Origin of the sequence: Pedobacter sp. SAFR-022, assembly GCF_051965375.1 — a bacterium.
GTDB lineage: Bacteria > Bacteroidota > Bacteroidia > Sphingobacteriales > Sphingobacteriaceae > Pedobacter.
In genome coordinates, this window is sequence record NZ_JBQCME010000006.1 from 257,712 (window position 1) to 274,708 (window position 16,997).

General features: G+C 46.6%; 8 protein-coding genes. 2 read left to right on the forward strand and 6 right to left on the reverse strand.

Annotated features, from left to right (window positions below):
• Window positions 1-18 precede the first annotated feature (18 nt).
• Complete coding sequence (locus ACTHQF_RS14950) at window positions 19-2,580, forward strand: BamA/TamA family outer membrane protein (RefSeq protein WP_440431367.1); 2,562 nt, start codon at window positions 19-21, stop codon at window positions 2,578-2,580.
• Window positions 2,581-2,688: 108 nt separating this feature from the next.
• Window positions 2,689-3,981 carry a metallophosphoesterase gene (locus ACTHQF_RS14955; RefSeq protein ID WP_440431369.1) on the forward strand — a complete coding sequence of 431 codons (1,293 nt, stop codon included), beginning with the start codon at window positions 2,689-2,691 and terminating at the stop codon, window positions 3,979-3,981.
• Window positions 3,982-4,372: 391 nt separating this feature from the next.
• Here the strand turns inward: ACTHQF_RS14955 and leuS are convergent, their stop codons facing one another.
• The 6 genes from leuS to ACTHQF_RS14985 all read right to left on the reverse strand — a co-directional run bounded on the left by leuS (window position 4,373) and on the right by ACTHQF_RS14985 (window position 16,936).
• The gene (leuS, locus tag ACTHQF_RS14960; RefSeq protein ID WP_440431371.1) at window positions 4,373-7,159 is read right to left on the reverse strand and encodes a leucine--tRNA ligase; all 2,787 of its coding nucleotides are present in this window, start codon (window positions 7,157-7,159) and stop codon (window positions 4,373-4,375) included.
• A gap of 78 nt (window positions 7,160-7,237) precedes the next feature.
• Window positions 7,238-8,179, reverse strand: coding sequence for a formylglycine-generating enzyme family protein (locus ACTHQF_RS14965; protein ID WP_440431373.1), 942 nt, complete (start codon window positions 8,177-8,179; stop codon window positions 7,238-7,240).
• A 389-nt stretch (window positions 8,180-8,568) separates the two neighbouring features.
• Window positions 8,569-10,569 carry a RagB/SusD family nutrient uptake outer membrane protein gene (locus ACTHQF_RS14970; protein ID WP_440431375.1) on the reverse strand — a complete coding sequence of 667 codons (2,001 nt, stop codon included), beginning with the start codon at window positions 10,567-10,569 and terminating at the stop codon, window positions 8,569-8,571.
• 9 nt (window positions 10,570-10,578) lie between these two features.
• Window positions 10,579-13,848: a SusC/RagA family TonB-linked outer membrane protein gene (locus tag ACTHQF_RS14975; protein WP_440431377.1), complete on the reverse strand. Its 3,270-nt coding sequence runs from the start codon at window positions 13,846-13,848 to the stop codon at window positions 10,579-10,581.
• A 21-nt stretch (window positions 13,849-13,869) separates the two neighbouring features.
• Window positions 13,870-15,378, reverse strand: a complete 1,509-nt coding sequence (locus tag ACTHQF_RS14980) for an alpha-L-fucosidase (protein WP_440431379.1) — start codon at window positions 15,376-15,378, stop codon at window positions 13,870-13,872.
• A gap of 1 nt (window position 15,379) precedes the next feature.
• Window positions 15,380-16,936, reverse strand: coding sequence for a sulfatase family protein (locus ACTHQF_RS14985; RefSeq protein WP_440431381.1), 1,557 nt, complete (start codon window positions 16,934-16,936; stop codon window positions 15,380-15,382).
• Between the last annotated feature and the right edge of the window lie 61 nt (window positions 16,937-16,997).

Sequence of the window (16,997 nt, forward strand, 5' to 3'; positions counted from 1 at the left end):
CAAGAAAATTAGCATAAAATGAAGAAATTCCTATTATCCCTTTGCATGCTTTCACCCCTGCTCAGCCTTGGGCAGCAATATGATCCGGAGCAGTTTATCATTAAACCGATTGCACCGGAATATGACGCGGTAGGTTCGCTGCACCGGAAGTTCTTCGGCGAGAACTACCGCAGTCTCTGGGCTACACCTGTAAAGCTGCGTATACTGAACATCCAAAAAGAACAGGGTGGCTTGAAGATCCTGAAGCTTGGTGGTGGCAATCAGACCAAGTCCATCCGTTTCGTGGACCCTAAAGGAAAAGAATGGGTGCTTCGAACCATCCAGAAATATCCGGACCGTGCACTGCCGGAAGGATTGAAAGCAACAATCGCAAGGGATATTGTACAGGATCAGGTATCTACAGGGCATCCATTTGGAGCCCTGATCGTTCCGCCCCTGGCGGATGCACTGCAAATTCCACATGCTAATCCAGAAATCGTTTATGTGGGTGATGATCCTGGCCTCGGTGAATACCGCCAGGAATTTGCCAATGCGGCCTACCTCTTTGAGGAACGTGAGCCTTTGCAATTTGAAGACACCGACAATACGGAGAAGGTGCAGACGGAATTGCAGGAGGATAATGATCATGTTGCCGACCAGCGGCTAACACTAAGAGCCAGGCTGCTGGACTTTGTCATCGGCGATTGGGATCGGCACGAAGACAACTGGCGCTGGGGCGATGAGAAAAAAGGTGGCGTCACCACTTACATTCCCATTCCACGGGATAGAGATAAAGTATTCTATAAAACCAGTGGTATTCTCCCTTGGGTGCTTTCCCATCAGTGGCTGAAGGCAAATCTTCAGCCCTACTCCCCAGGGATCAGAGATGTAAAAACATGGAATTTTAACAACCGGTATTTCGACCGCTATTTCCTTACCGACCTGAATGAGGCTGACTGGCGTAAGGAGATCAAGTATGTGCAGCAACAGCTTTGTCCCGAACTTGTAAAACGGGCACTCAGCTTACTCCCACCTGAAATAAGAAGTCAGAATGAAGCGGAGATCAGCACAAACCTGAACGGTCGCATTCAGCAGCTCGAGCAGATCGCCCTGGAGTACTACAGGTTCCTGGCTAAGACCGTTGACATCCCCGCTTCGGACAAGCGCGAACAGTTCAGCATAAATCATCAAGCTAACGGCGACCTTGAGCTTCGGATTGAGAACATCAAAAAGGACAGCACCCTGGGCAGAAGCATTTTCCATCGTACTTTCAAAGCAGATGAAACGGAGGAAATCCGCCTATATGGCTTTGGGGGAGATGACATCTTTGACGTTAAAGGCCAGGCAAGCGCTCCCATTCGGCTGAGGTTTGTTGGCGGCGCGGGTAATGATCGCTTCAACATCGCAGAAAGCTTAAAAGGAGGTAAAAAGCCTTTTGTCTATGACCGGCAGGATGAGCAAAATCAGGTTCCATCAAGATCATACGCTAAACTCAGGCTGGCAAATGATACCGTGGTAAATTCCTTTAACAAGCGCAGCTTCGTTTTCGACCAGCTTGGTCCACTGTTCAGACTTAATTACAGCATCGACCGGGGACTACAGCCAGGTGTCGGTCTGATCTACCAAAAACAAGGGTTTCGCAAAACACCATATGCTTTCCATAATGAGTTCTGGGTCAACTACTCCACCGGTCGGCAAGCTTTTCACCTTACCTATGAAGGAGACTTCAAGGAAGCGATCGGGAAAAATGATCTAAAGATCGATGTAGATTACCTGGGTCCAAACAATCAAAGTAACTTCTTTGGACTAGGTAATGACACCCGTTTTGAAGATGATGAACCAAGGGAGATCTCCTTTTACCGGAACAGATATGATTACCTAAATGCAGATATAAAATTAAAACGGGAAGTTGTCAAGAACCTGACGCTTGAAGGTGGCATTTCCACCGAGTTTTACAGCAGCAAATCTTCCAGAAATGCAGAACACTTCCTTGGCGAATACGATCGGCTTAATCCTGCGCAGGATGTATTCAACAACCGCTTCTACGCTGGACTTATCGGACTGATCACCTACGACACCAGGGATAATGAGGCAATTCCGACCAAAGGTATCTACTGGCAAACCGCAATCAGCGGGAAACAGCAGGTAGCTGAAGCGCAAGACCGTTACGGCTACTTGCGTTCGGAGTTCAGGTTTTACCTGAACCCTGGTAATTCCGGATTGGTGATCGCGAACCGCATTGGAGCTGGAACAACATTCGGAGACCCCACATTCTTCCAGCGCATGCAGCTGGGTGGCGCAAGAAACCTCCGCGGCTTTCACAGTAACAGGTTCAGCGGAAAATCTGCAGTATACTATAACCTGGACCTGCGTCTGAAGCTTTTTGATTTTACATCTTACATTACCCCCGGGGAAGTGGGTATGATTGCCTTCAATGATGTCGGTAGAGTTTGGGAGCCTGGAGAATCCTCCTCAACCTGGCATGATGGTTTTGGCGGAGGCCTGTATGTAAGACCAGCGGAGTTGATCCTGATTCAAGGAACGGTGGGCTTCTCCAGAGAAGGTGCTTTACCCTATATCTCCGTTGGATTTTCATTTTAAGACTCAGGCAAGTGTATTCACGACTGTCCGGAATTCATAAACGAGGAAGGCCCATGTAACGAATGTTCAAAAGAAGTATCCAATGCAGAAAATTTGAACAGGTTATCAATGAAGAAAGCAAGTGCATTCCTTAAAAAGGTTTTCAAATGGGCGGTCGGCCTTGGCATAGCCTATTGGGTTATAGCCACCTTATTCTTTGGACATCAAAATATCGACGAGCAAACCGGAAGGTACAGCTTCTACTGGTCTGGATTAAATGCACTATGGCAAAAGGACAGAACTTTTGGGTTTAAATCCGAAGGTAGGGTTAAAACGAGTTTCGACGGAATTGATGGCCCTTACATCATCGACAGTTTAGTGTATCAGGTTAGCGCGAAGAACCAGTTGACCGCATCACTCCTCGATAGTACTCAATCTGTTATGGTTCGTGTGAACAACGAAGATCTGGATAGCTTTCGGGTACATCTAGACAAGACCTTACAGCCACAGCCAGAAACATCGGCCATGCCGGAAAAGCTGATTGCCATTTCAGATATAGAAGGGAACTTCAACGGCTTTTACAGCTTCCTGATAAAGAATAAAGTGATGGATAAAAGCTATCGCTGGATCTTCGGAAAGGGTCATCTGTTGCTGAATGGCGACTTTGTAGATCGAGGAAAACATGTCACGGCAGTACTCTGGTTAATTTACCACCTGGAACAGCAGGCCGCCTTAGCGGGTGGAAAGGTTCACTACATTCTCGGGAACCATGAGATCCTGAATATGTATGGCAATACTTCCTATGCAGAATACAAATACCGTGAAGCTGCCAAACAGATCAGCAAACAAGCCGATTGGAACCGCGCAAACAAATACCTCTATGGTGAAAAGTCTTTCTTAGGCCGATGGCTGCGGAGTAAAAACGTCATGGAGAAGATTGGGGATTACATCTTTGTGCACGCAGGTTTAAATAAAATACTTGTTGAAGAAGGTATCACACAAACCCACATCAACGAAATCGCCAAAAAGTACTATGGACGCAATCCAGATGCAGACAGTCTGGATAGAGCAGCTTACCTGATCTTAAAATCAAATCATAGCCCGTATTGGGACCGTACGCTATCCATGAACATCTTCTACAAGATACAATATTTCTATAGAGCACCTTTCAAGCCAATACCCTCCGCACAAAGCCAGCAGGATCTGGAGAAAGTTCTAAACTACTATAAGGCCTCAAAGATCATTATCGGACACAGCATTGTCAGTGATATCAAATCTGCCTACGAGGGTCGTGTAATTAAGATAGACCTGAAACATGGTCAGGATAAATTCAGTGGAAAAACGAAGGGCCTGTTGATTGAAAAAGGACAGCTTTATATTCTGGATGATCTGAATGACCCTTCACAACGCATGCGCCTCTGAACTTCTAGGCCTTATGTTAATAAGTCTACACTTCATCTGAAGCCTGCTGATCATTCAGCCTGCGCTTGTTGACTATGGCGCAGGAGCTTCTGCAATAGCCTAGTCGCCTGTTTAACAATAAGATATAGACACACCAGTACAACACCAGTCAGCAAAAAAGAGTCTAATGCATTCCTGCATTGATTGCCGAATGTTGAAATTGGCGTTCTTTGGTTATAAACATTAGCTGTTAACAACTATGTTAACTAGTGTTTATATGCTGTGCAATAGCTGTTCATAACCCTGGTATAGATGTTAGTTACTCACAGGCAATAAAAAACGCCGCATCTTCAAAAAATGCGGCGTTGTGTTATCAACATTAAATGTTAACAACTATGTTAGTTAGTGTTTATTAAACCACGATGTTCACAATTCTACCCTTCACAACAATCACCTTTTTAGGCGATTTACCATCAAGATACTTCTGAACCTGTTCGTTAGCCAACACAAGTTCCTCGATCTCCTTTGCTTCCATTGTAGAACTGATACTCAGGTTCATACGAGTTTTTCCGTTAACAGAAATCGGGTAGCTGATCTCATCTTCAACCAGGTAATCCGGATTAAATGTCGGATATGCAGCGTAGGATAATGTACCTGCTTCATTACCTAACAAGGTCCAAAGTTCTTCACATATATGTGGTGCATAAGATGATAGTACAATCACCATATCCTGGAGGATCTGCTTGTTGTTAGACTTTAGGTCCGTCAGTTCATTCACCGCGATCATGAAGCTGGAAACAGATGTATTGAAAGAAAAACGTTCAATATCATCCTGAACCTTCTTGATGATCTTGTGCAATGCTTTCAACTCCGCTTTCGTAGGCTCGGCATCACTTACCTTGAATTCCCATGCATCGTTATGGAACAACCTCCAGAACTTTCTCAAAAACTTGAATACACCTTCTATACCATTGGTGTTCCAGGGCTTACTCTGCTCTAGTGGTCCTAAGAACATCTCGTACATCCTCAAAGTATCAGCACCATAGTTCTCGATCAACACATCCGGGTTCACCACGTTGAACTTAGATTTTGACATCTTTTCCACCTCAACGCCACAGATGTATTTACCATTCTCCAGGATAAATTCAGCGTCTTTGAACTCCGGACGGAAAAGCTTGAACTTCTCGATATTCAGTACCTCATTTTCTACGATGTTCACATCCACATGTAGTGCAGTGGTTTTATAGCTGCCTTTAAGCCCATGAGATACCAGGGTGTTTGTGGATTTACCATCTTCGTCCATCACGCGGTAAACAAAATTACTGCGGCCCTGGATCATGCCCTGATTGATCAATTTTTTGAAAGGCTCTTCCTGTTGCACATAGCCAAGATCTTTCAGGAACTTGTTCCAGAAACGGCTGTACAGCAAGTGACCGGTAGCATGTTCCGCACCACCGATATAAAGATCCACATCCTGCCAGTAGTCGATCGCTTCTTTAGACGCAAAAGCTGCCTCATTTTTTGAATCCATATAACGGTACCAATACCAGCTGGAACCTGCCCAGCCCGGCATGGTGCTCAATTCGTATTCATATTGCTGCTCGTAGCTCCAGTTTGTGGCCCGGCCCAGCGGAGGCTCACCAGTTTCTGTAGGCAGATATTTATCTACCTCAGGCAGCAATAAAGGAAGCTCCTCTTCTTTAATCAGGTATGGAATACCGGCTTTAAAATACACCGGAATCGGCTCACCCCAGTAACGCTGACGCCCGAATATGGCATCACGCATACGGTAGTTGATTTTCGCTTTACCCGCCTTGTTATCTTCCAGCCATTTGTTCAAAGTATCAATGGCTTCTTTGTAGCTCATACCATTGATGATACCAGAGTTGATGTATTGACCTTCTTTGGTCGGATCCGCCTGTTTATCCAGGTCGGCTTGCTTATCTAAGATCTGCAGGATGGGCAGACCGAAATGCGTAGCGAATAGCCAATCGCGCTGGTCACCGCTTGGAACACCCATCACTGCACCAGTTCCGTAGCCTGCAAGTACGTAGTCGGCAATCCAAAGCTGCACCCTTTCACCACTTACCGGATTAAGCACATAACGGCCGGTGAAAGCACCAGAAACCGTCTTGGTATCTGCCATACGGTCCAGCTCGGACTTTTTACGGGTTTGTGCGATATAGTTTTCTACCGCGTCTTTTTGTTCAGGTGTGGTCAGTTCCGCCACAAGCTCATGCTCCGGCGCAAGTACCAGAAAAGATACCCCATAAATTGTATCCACACGCGTGGTGAAAACTTCGATATGGCCGGTATGATTTTCAATTGGAAACTTCACGCTAGCACCAACACTCTTGCCGATCCAGTTGCGTTGCATTTCCTTTACTGGCTCCGGGAAGTCAACCGTATTTAGACCTTGAAGTAAACGTTCTGCGTATGCAGAAATGCGCATGCTCCACTGCATCATTTTCTTCTGCTCTACCGGGTGACCGCCACGTTCTGAATAACCGCCGATCACCTCATCATTTGCAAGTACCGTCCCAAGTGCCGCACACCAGTTCACAGTACTTTCTCTTAGATATGTTAAGCGGTACTTCAGCAATTCTGTTTGTTTAGCTTCTTCGGTCATTGCTGCCCATTCCGAAGCATCAAATGTAAGCACATCCTCATCTGCCGCAGCCTTAATGCCGGCACTGCCAGAAGTTTCAAACTTCGCAATCAGGGTGCTGATGTTTTCTGCACGGTCAGTTTCGACATTATACCAGGAATTGAACAGCTGCATGAAGATCCATTGGGTCCACTTGTAGTAAGATGGTTCACTGGTACGGATTTCCTTGCTCCAGTCGAAAGAAAATCCGATCTGGTCCAGCTGTCTGCGGTAGGTATTGATATTCTGCTCGGTTGTCAATGCCGGATGTTGTCCGGTTTGAATCGCATATTGCTCTGCCGGCAAGCCAAACGAGTCATAGCCCATCGGATGCAGCACGTTGAAGCCTTTTAATCTTTTATATCTGGAAAAAATGTCAGAAGCAATGTATCCTAGTGGGTGTCCAACATGTAGTCCGGCACCAGATGGATACGGGAACATATCTAAAACATAAAACTTCGGCTTGTCAGTCGTTTGCGCTGCTTTAAAGGTTTGATTTTCTGCCCAGAAGCCCTGCCACTTTTTTTCTATTTCTTTGAATTGATAATCCATTTTCCGCTATTTCCTATGTATATGGCGAAATTAAAGATTATTTACCAATTGCGAAATCGAGGAGCAGTAATAGTCGTGTTAGTCCCTCACACATCTGAAGCCGGTATGTTCGAGTCCGGTGTCAGGTGCGGTCGGCATTCTTGATGTCACCCGGTAGCCTTCACAGTAGGAAGAATTACAAAGAAATGACCCCCCTTTGAGGACAATTGCAGTTCCCTCACACCACTCCCAAACATTTCCTGCCATATCATACAGGCCATAAGCATTGGGGGCATATAACTTTACCTTGGCCAGGCCATACACACCGTCCCAGCTGGTATTCTGATTTGGAAAGGATCCTTGCCAGGTATTGGCCTTAGGACGTCCGGATTCAACAGGCTCATTGCCCCATGGAAAAAGGGCGTCTGCTATGCCGCCCCTTGCTGCGAATTCCCACTCCGCTTCTGTTGGCAACCTTTTTCCCGCCCATTGCGCATAGGCACTTGCATCTTCATGAGAAACATGTACAACCGGGTGGTTTTCCTTACCATGCAGGTTACTGCCTGCACCTTGCGGGTGTTTCCAGTTCGCCGCTTTAGTCCAGGTCCACCATCTGGAAGGGTCATCTAGCGCAACCGCATGGACAGGTGGCGTAAAAACCAGTGACGCAGCCACGAAAACACTGTCGTGCGGTTTCGGGGTACCTTCCGGAACCTGTTGTTTCAGCTGTTCCCAATCCGGCACCTGCTCGGCTGTAGTTATATAGCCCGTAGCTGCCACAAAAGCGGCAAACTCGGCATTGGTGACCTCTGATTTATCCATCCAAAAACCTTGATCTGCGGGGATCCAGGCCATCCCGGTAGTATCTCCGGGCATACTATTGGTGTTTTCAGCTTCGGTGTAGCTTGCAAAGCGTACTTCCGGCATGCTGCTGCAGGTACTTACTTGCCCGGCATAAGCTTGACGTTCCTCATGCCTGCAGCTTGCCAGGGCAAGCATGCAGGATAAGGTGGCGAAACATACAGTCTTAGGAATCATCATGTTCTATTTCTTTGTCGCTTCCAGCAATGCTGCCAACTCCTTTACCATTTCGGGTATTTAGAAGCGACGTTATTTTGCTCGCCTTTGTCTGTACGCAGATCGTACAGTTGCGGCGTCTTTAAGTTTCCAGTTTCAATATTCACCAGTTTGGATACTGCAGGCCCGGCATTAGGACTAATGTATTTCCAATTTCCCCTGGTTATGGACTATGTAGCCCCCTGCTTTACATAGATGGACCTGCCGGCAGTACTTCTGCCAAGAAAGCTTTCCAGGTGGTTCTCACTGTCCCTTGCATTACCGGGTTCAACTTTTTGTTGGAGCAGGCTCGCAAATGACTGCAGGAAGTCTAATTGGCAAATGTTTGTTTATAGTTCATATGGTTCCGATAACTAGTTAGCACCCTGGTTAGCTACTGTTGGCCATCCAGGATTTTGATAAATCACTGCATTCGCCAGATCGCCGCCATTGGCGGTAATTACCAGGTGCTGTATTGCAATCGGCTCCAAGTAATGGGCCTCGGTCCATCTATAACCATTGAAAACAAAATTACTTGGGGTATTATTGATCCTGTATGGTCGAATATAAGGACTTTCTGAACGTTTCGAAATATTAGGCGTTTTACCGGAGGTACCGGATTCGATCAGGATACTGGAACCAGTAGCATTTACAAACCACTTTTCCATAGGACCCCAAACCTTCATACCTTCAATGATGTAGGGATTGCTTTTCAACTGATCCAATGCTCTCCATCTTTTCAGGTCATACATCCGCATCCCTTCTGCCATCAACTCGGTACGACGCTCCCGTCTGATGTTATATAAAGTTTTGTCTGCAAGCAATGCTCCAGCGGAATAAGCGGCCATATCATGCTTCGCTTCTTCCGTCATGATCGTTGCGTTGATGGTCACATTGAAGTCCGGGTTTAATCCTGCGCGGGTTCTCAGTGCCTGCCAGTATTGAGCTGCCTTTCCATTTACAACACCCTCTTTCATGTACGAAGCCTCGATGTAGTTCAGGTAAGCTTCTGCGGCACGGAACACAATACTTCCGGTATTGCCCAAACTACCTTCAGCATTCGACGCGAGGTAAGAAAAGCCTTTCTTTACCGAGTACCCGGTCACATCCCTGGTTTCTGCCAGGCCGACGATATCGGGTCTGCCGCTAAGTACTGGCGAACCATCTGGGTTGGTCTTATCGGTAAACCTTAGGTTTCCTGGCGTCTTCATAAACAACTGCAGACGGTTATCGCGATTAACCTTTACCAGCTGCACCGAATCATCACCTGCATAGCCCGACCCCGGTGCATAAATTGGCAATCCATTCTGCATTAAAATATTGTCAACAAAACCCCTGGTATAACCAGTATTTCCGCCATTGTTGTTGATGTAATGGTTCACATTATGGCTAAGCCCAAGCGTTGGATCATAACGGCGCCATAAGAGCACTTCAGCATATTTACTCATATCGATGTCGGCAAACATAGCTGCATAAGGATTGGCCGAAGAATTATAACCATCGTCTTTCGTGTTGATCACCAGCGGCACGGCATCAGCAACTTGCGCCGCAGCGTCCATCGCCTGCGTTAAGAAATAGTCGATCTCTGCATCGATGTTGATGCTGAAGCCCGGTACTTTCCCCGCACCCGGCCAGTTCGGTCCACCAGGTACCATCGCCGTGTTTTTGTGGTAGCTTAGCCAGCTTGCTTCATGTAAGGCCACACGGGACTTAAACAGAAGCGCCGCATTTTTCGACAAACGGTTCGATCCATTTGGTGCCACAGTCTTTAATAAAGTAATGGCGGAATCAAGATCTGAAAGGATAAAGCGGGCAACCTCATTCCTTGGACGGCGTTGGGATGCCTGCACCAGTTCATCCATTCTGTCTGGAAGGGTGTTCTTCAGGATTGGGAAGTCACCAAAATGTTGAACCTTATTGAAGTAGGTATAAGCCCGCAGGAAGTAACCTTCACCAATGTAGTGTTCAATGTTTGCAGCAGCACCGGTGATCTTCTTTTCCTTCCAACGTGGCACAGCGGTTTGGATAAAATAGTTTGCATTGCGGATCTGTTCAAAGTTCCAATTTTCGTCGAGTTCGGCTTGATCGGATTGAGGCACTCTTTTTTCTCCGGGCACCCAGATGGTGGAAAACCCTGATGTCGCCTGATTATCGGTATGATTGTCGGCTGCAAATCTGCCCGGCCCCCAGCCTTCATGTGTTGGGAAGCGGTATTGTCCAATGGTATATGCTGCCAGGTCGGCTTCCGTAAAGAGGAATTTGTCCGGTGTTACCGCGGATAGCGGCTCCATATCCAACTGTTTATTACAACCCACAACTGTGGTAAGGCCGGAAAGCAGCAGGATTAAATATGCTTTATTAAAATTTTTTTTCATGACTTTGAATTAGAAGGTAATGTTTACACCACAAGAATAAACCTGCGCTAATGGATAGGTTTTGCCATCGCCGTAGCCACTCAGGCCTACAGTTTCCGGATCAAATGTTTTAGCCATCTTGGTAATCGTGAAAAGGTTATCTCCCGACAGGTAGAACCTTGCCCGCGCAATCCCCAGCTTAGAAGTAACCGTTTTTGGCAGGCTATAACCCAGCTGAAGGTTTTTCAACCTCAGGTATGCGCCATTCTGAATGTAACGGGTCTGTGCCTGCTGGTTTTTAGTGGTGTTGAAGTATGGTTTAGCGAAATAAGGATCTGAATTCACACCGGCAAGACCACTGGCTACCATCACCGATGTTTCGTCTCGGAAATAGTCCATGTGTTCCGTAAATCCGGCAGATTGCCACATGCCGCCACTTGCGCCCCAGAAATATGGACCATTGGGCATGTAATCACGTTTACCTACACCCTGAAAGAATGCCCTGAAATCGAAGCCTTTGTAATCCATACCCAGATCCAGACTGAATCGGTAACGGAGCGAGGAGTTACCTATGATAGAACGGTCGCCGGTATTACCCAGAACACCTGCTCCACCATCTACTTTACCATCACCATTGATATCTTTATACATGATATCTCCGGCGGTCCAGTTTCCACCCATGGCATTCTGGTTGGTCGTGGCAAGATGTGCATCCATCTCCGCCTGAGTTTTTGCAATGCCTACAGTCGTATAACCCCAAATTTCGCCATTCATTTTGTTATTGTACCAGTTTGCAATATTTCCAGTTGGATTCGGATAGTTGGTAACTCGTTGCTGATCGTCAGATAAGACACCACGGATGGAATATCCAAAATCACCGATACGATCCTGCCATTTAGCCTCTACCTCAAAACCATAAGATTCCATGTCTGCATTGTTTACCTGTGGTACTGTCGTCCCTAGTGTCACCGGCAGTTCCGGAGCCGGACCAACCATATCGAAAGTGTTGCGTTTATAGTAGTCGAAGCTCAGGTTCAGGCGGTTCTTCATCATGGCCATATCAAAGCCGATATTCCAGCTGGCAATACGCTCCCAGGTCAACATCGTACTCACCAGTCCCGGTGCGCTCGAAGTATTTGGTCTTTGACCATTCAGCAGCCAGTTTCCATTGGTCACACCAACAGGCATGGTAGCGAAAAATGGATACCATAAATCGGTGTTCTGATTACCCAGCTCGCCATAAGACCCACGGATTTTAAATACCTGAACATAATCTTTCAGCATCCAGAAATCCTCCTGCGCCACGTTCCAGCCTGCAGAGAATGAAGGGAACAAGTTCCAGCGCTGATCTCTCAAAAAGCGCGATGAACCGTCATAACGGGCATTGATCTCCAATAAATAACGCTCTTTAAAGTTATAGTTTAGTCTACTGAAAAAACCAGTGGTCGCCCAGTTCTGATAAGCACCTTCAGTCGCCCTGCTATCCGCTGTCGCGGTGTTGATCGTAGGCAGTTCTGGTGTAATCAACCCGCTTCTGGAAGCACCTAATGTTCTTAGTTTGTTCAGCTCCGTATTGAAACCGGCAAGCACTTTGAAATTATGTGCATCATTTACTTTGAATTCATAATCCGTATAAATATTTCCCGTGAAATAGTTCGCCTTGTCATTAAATTCATATACATAGCTGTAATCCGCGGCATTGTACCCAACTGCAAGTGGATAACGATTACCTGCCACATTGTAGCCATAAGCAGGCAATATATCCTCATGGTTATTCCGGTTGGTGATGCGGACATTACCGTCTGCAACAATATTCCATCCTTTCGCAGGTGTTAGGATCAATTGAGCCTGCTGGAATAATATGTCCCGCTGGTTAATTACACGACCACCATCAAGCATTTGTGCAATTTCACTAGGCTCCGAATAAAAGCCATTCGGATCTTTCACCGGCACCGTGGGCCAGCGTCTGGCCACATTATGGTAGAACAGGTCATTCTGGTGTGAGGCTTTAGTATAATCCTCACGTATGAACCGGCTGGTATAATTAAACTTGGCGAATTTGCTTAACGCTGTTGATACCTTGCCCGTTAGCGAGTAACGCTTGAATGCATCACCTGAATAAGTAGTGATCCCACCCTGATCCAGAAAACCTCCCGACACGAAATACTGTGTTTTCTCGCTACCACCGCTGATGTTAATGGAATGATCCTGAGAAAAGGAATAATCGCGGTATTGTTCTTTGAACCAGTCGGTATTCGCATTAGAACCAGTGTAATATTGCCATTTATCTCCATTTGCATCAGCAATTGTGGTATAATCGATCTCCCCTTTCTGGTATTTAACGATTCTGTCCAGTACCTCTTCGGCAAACTTCGGTGATTCACCACCGTTCGCAGCGGCTTCATTCCAATAGTTTGCAAAAGTGTAGGAGTCCATCATAGTCGGCAAGCCCATAGGTTTGGTCCAGCGGAAGTTGTTGCTGTAACTTACACTTGAGGTCCCCATTTTACCTTTCTTGGTGGTGATTAAAACCACCCCGAATGGCGCACGTGAACCATAAATGGAGGAAGCCGCAGCATCCTTCAGAACGGTAACCGTTTCCACATCCTGTGGGTTGATGGAATTCAAATCACCTTCCATACCATCGATAAGCACCAATGGTGAAGAAGAAGAACCCGCACCAATGGTTCCCGTACCACGGATATTGAAGCTCAGGTTCTGGTTAAGCTCTCCACCCAGACCACCGGTTTGGAAATTTAATCCCGGAATTAATCCTTGTAAAGCCTGACCCACATTCTGTACCGGTCGCGATTCCAGTGCTTTTGCATCAACGCTAGACACGGCCCCTGTTAGATTTACTTTCTTCTGGGAACCGTATCCCACTACAACCACGTCGCTTAGGTTATTGGATTGGGACGTCAGACTTACGATCATGGCCGAACGGCTGACCCTCACTTCTTTAGAATCGTAGCCGACATAGGATACCACAAGCGTAGCTGTCTCATCCACGTTCTGGAGTGTAAAACGTCCGTTACTGTCCGTTATGCCCCCCATCTTGCTACCTTTAACTTTGACGGTGGCACCCGGAATCGCCTCTCCCTTTTCATCTACGACCCTACCGCTAACAGTAATGGGTGCAACACTGCCTTTCACAAAACCAGACTCGGTTTCAAGGCTGTATGTTGTTGCAGCTACCGGCATGCTGGCAGCCGCCAGCAAGAATGTCGTTACTTTGAGGACCAGAAGTGATTTCTTCCAGGCTGCTGAAGCAACATACGGGTTTACGTAATTGTGTTTCATACATCTATTTGGTTTGATTTATTATTTGATTTGTTTGTATAGCCCAAACTCAGAAAGCGTTGGATTAAGCCTGGATTCCGCAATCCGCAGTCGTACCTTTGACGCACTTACAGGTTCAAAGCGGAGCAATCGCTTGTAGCCTACCGTTGTGCCACTTGCTGCTTGTTTCCATGCCTGGCCATCCCAGTATTCGAAGCTGAACTTCTCGATGCGCTGACCAATACTGATGTTTTCCTGTAAAGCAAGGACATCAAAGGTCTCAGCCTTCGGCAGGTTCAACTCAATGACAGCCGTGCTGTCGCTACCTTTGGTCGTCCAGCTCGTATTGTACTTTCCGTCGAGCATGGCTTTAGCATTCTTCCCATTAGCTGACACGATGCTCGCGTTTTTAGCGAGGTTCTTTTTGAAGGTTTCCGTACGAAGTCTGGTCAGTTCTTTCAAGCTGTTTATGTCGCTATCTGCGATCAGCCCTTCTTTGTTCGGCGGGATATTCAGCAGTAACACCCCATTTCGTCCTACGGAGCTGTAGTAGATGTCGAGCAGTTTTTCTGGTGTTTTCACCTTGCTGTCTTCTTTTTCATGGTAAAACCAGCCCGGACGAATGGACACGTCTGTCTCTGCAGGGTACCAGACCAACCCCTTTGCATTTTTCAGTTTCTCCCGACCGCCAATATCCTGTCCTTTCAGGAAGCCTGAGGGCTTAACGTTAATGTCTTTTTGAGAATCTCCGGAAATGGATGATTGATCGAGGTTGTCCGCGGGAAGCACACTCCATTCCGTTTCCCGGCCGTAGCCGGTTTCCGTGCCTACCCAACGTACGTCAGGTCCCATGATCGCAATTACGGCTTGTGGCTGCAGTTTTCGAATATGCGCATACCAGCGGTTGAAGTCATATTCTTGCTTCTTACCATTTGGCCCTTCGCCGTTTGCACCGTCAAACCATACTTCATCCACCTTGCCGTATTTGGTTAAAAGCTCTGTGAGCTGCTCGATGAACAAATCATTATAGGCATCACTACCATAAACCGGCGAATTCATGTCCCATGGTGAAAGGTACACCCCAAATCCGATGTCATATCTTTTACATGCTGCAGCAACTTCAGCGACCACATCACCCTTTCCATTTTTCCAAGGACTACTTTCTACAGATTGTTTGGTTGTCTTTGTGGGCCAGAGGCAAAAGCCATCGTGGTGCTTTGCTGTAAGGATCACTTGCTTAAAGCCGGCCTCCTTTGCTACCCGCACCCATTGATCGGCATCCAGCTTGGTAGGATTAAAGATCTTTGGATCCTCCTTGCCTGTACCCCATTCGGTGCCGCTGTAAGTATTGATGCCGAAGTGGAAAAAGGCAGTGAGTTCCAGCTGCTGCCAGCGCAGCTGTTTGGCAGAGGGCCTTACGCTTGCCGCCTTGGCTATGATTTCTGCATGGCTGTCTCCGGGCTGTATTAAGCTGAAGTTTGTCTGCCCATAAACCACATGCGACAAGGTGAGCAATGAACCCAGCATAAGTTTTTTTCTAAAAGCATTCATATTATTCAGTTTCTAAAATCTTTAAGGCATCCTTATCTTCGTATTTGTTAATCTGTTGCTTTAATGCCTTGTGCAAATCGGCGGTAACAGATTCATATCCTTTTTTACCATAAATGTTCTGCATCTCCTTAGGATCTTTTTCAAGATCATACAGTTCCCATCCTTCAACCCGTTTATAGAACCGGATCAGTTTATAGTTTTTAGTACGGACGCCGAAATGCGGTGATACGGAGTGTTCACCATTCTCGTAGTAATGGTAGTATAAAGCGTTACGACCAGCATCAGCTTTGTTGGTAAGCACCGGCAGCATGGAGGTACCCTGCATATCCTTTGGAATAGGCACTTTAGCGGCATCCAGCAATGTAGGTGCGATGTCGAGGTTCATCACCAGCCGGTCGGATATTGTACCCGGTTTAACCTTGCCAGGGTAACGCATCACCATTGGCGTGCGGAATGACTCTTCGTACATAAAGCGTTTATCAAACCAGCCGTGTTCACCCATGAAAAATCCCTGATCCGATAGATAGATCACGATCGTGTTTTCGGTAAGCCCTTTTTCATCCAGGTAATCAAGCGTGCGACCAATGTTACGATCCAGCGAAGCGGCCGTACTCAGGTAATCGCGCATATAACGCTGGTACTTCCATTCCGTAAGCGCTCTGCCTTTTAAATTTAATGCCTTCAGCTCCGCTTCTATCGGTTCATAGTAGGCGTCCATTTTGGCACGTTGTTCGGGCGTCATGCGTTTGAAATTGCCGCTCTTATCCTTATGCTCTTTCGAACCGAACATTTTAAGATCGTAGTCCATGAGCATGGTCTTCTCGATCGACATGTCCTGAACAGCTGCAGCTTTCCTATTATCGTATTGGTCATAGAAATTTGCGGGAAGTGGGAATTTTTTCTTGTCAAATTTTCCAAGATCCGCCGTATCTGGTAACCAGATGCGGTGGGTGGCCTTATGCCCGATTACCAGGCAAAATGGCTTAGCAGCATCTCTTTTATCGAGCCATTCTTCGCTCACATCCGTAATAACATTAGTGACATAGCCATCAAAGCGTTTTCTGCTCCCATCCATCATGTCAAAATCAGGATTATAGTAATCACCCTGGGCGGGCAGCACTTGCCAGTAATTAAATCCTTCCGGTTTACTTTCCAGGTGCCATTTTCCAATCCATGCTGTCTGATAGCCGTTTTTGCCGAGTTGTTTTATAAAGGAGTCCTGGCTGCCGTCGAATACGGAGCTTTCATTATCCTTAAAACCATTTTTATGACTGTACTTACCAGTGAGGATAACTGCCCTACTCGGACCACAGATAGAATTGGTTACATAGGCCTTATCAAAACGGGCTCCCGATTTCGCAATTCGGTCTATATTCGGTGTTTGCATCAACCCGGCACCGTAGGCACTTATGGCTTGGTAAGCATGATCATCAGAAACAATAATCACAATATTGGGACGCTTTTCAGCGCCACCTTGTGCGGAGACATCCAGGAAAAAGCAAAGGAGCAGTGCAGTAAAAATCAAAGACCTTCTCTTGTACGTAAATACACCTGTCATTAGGTTCAAATTTGGTTAAACAATGAATTCAAATGTACCGCGCAGCGAAATTGTGAGTGTT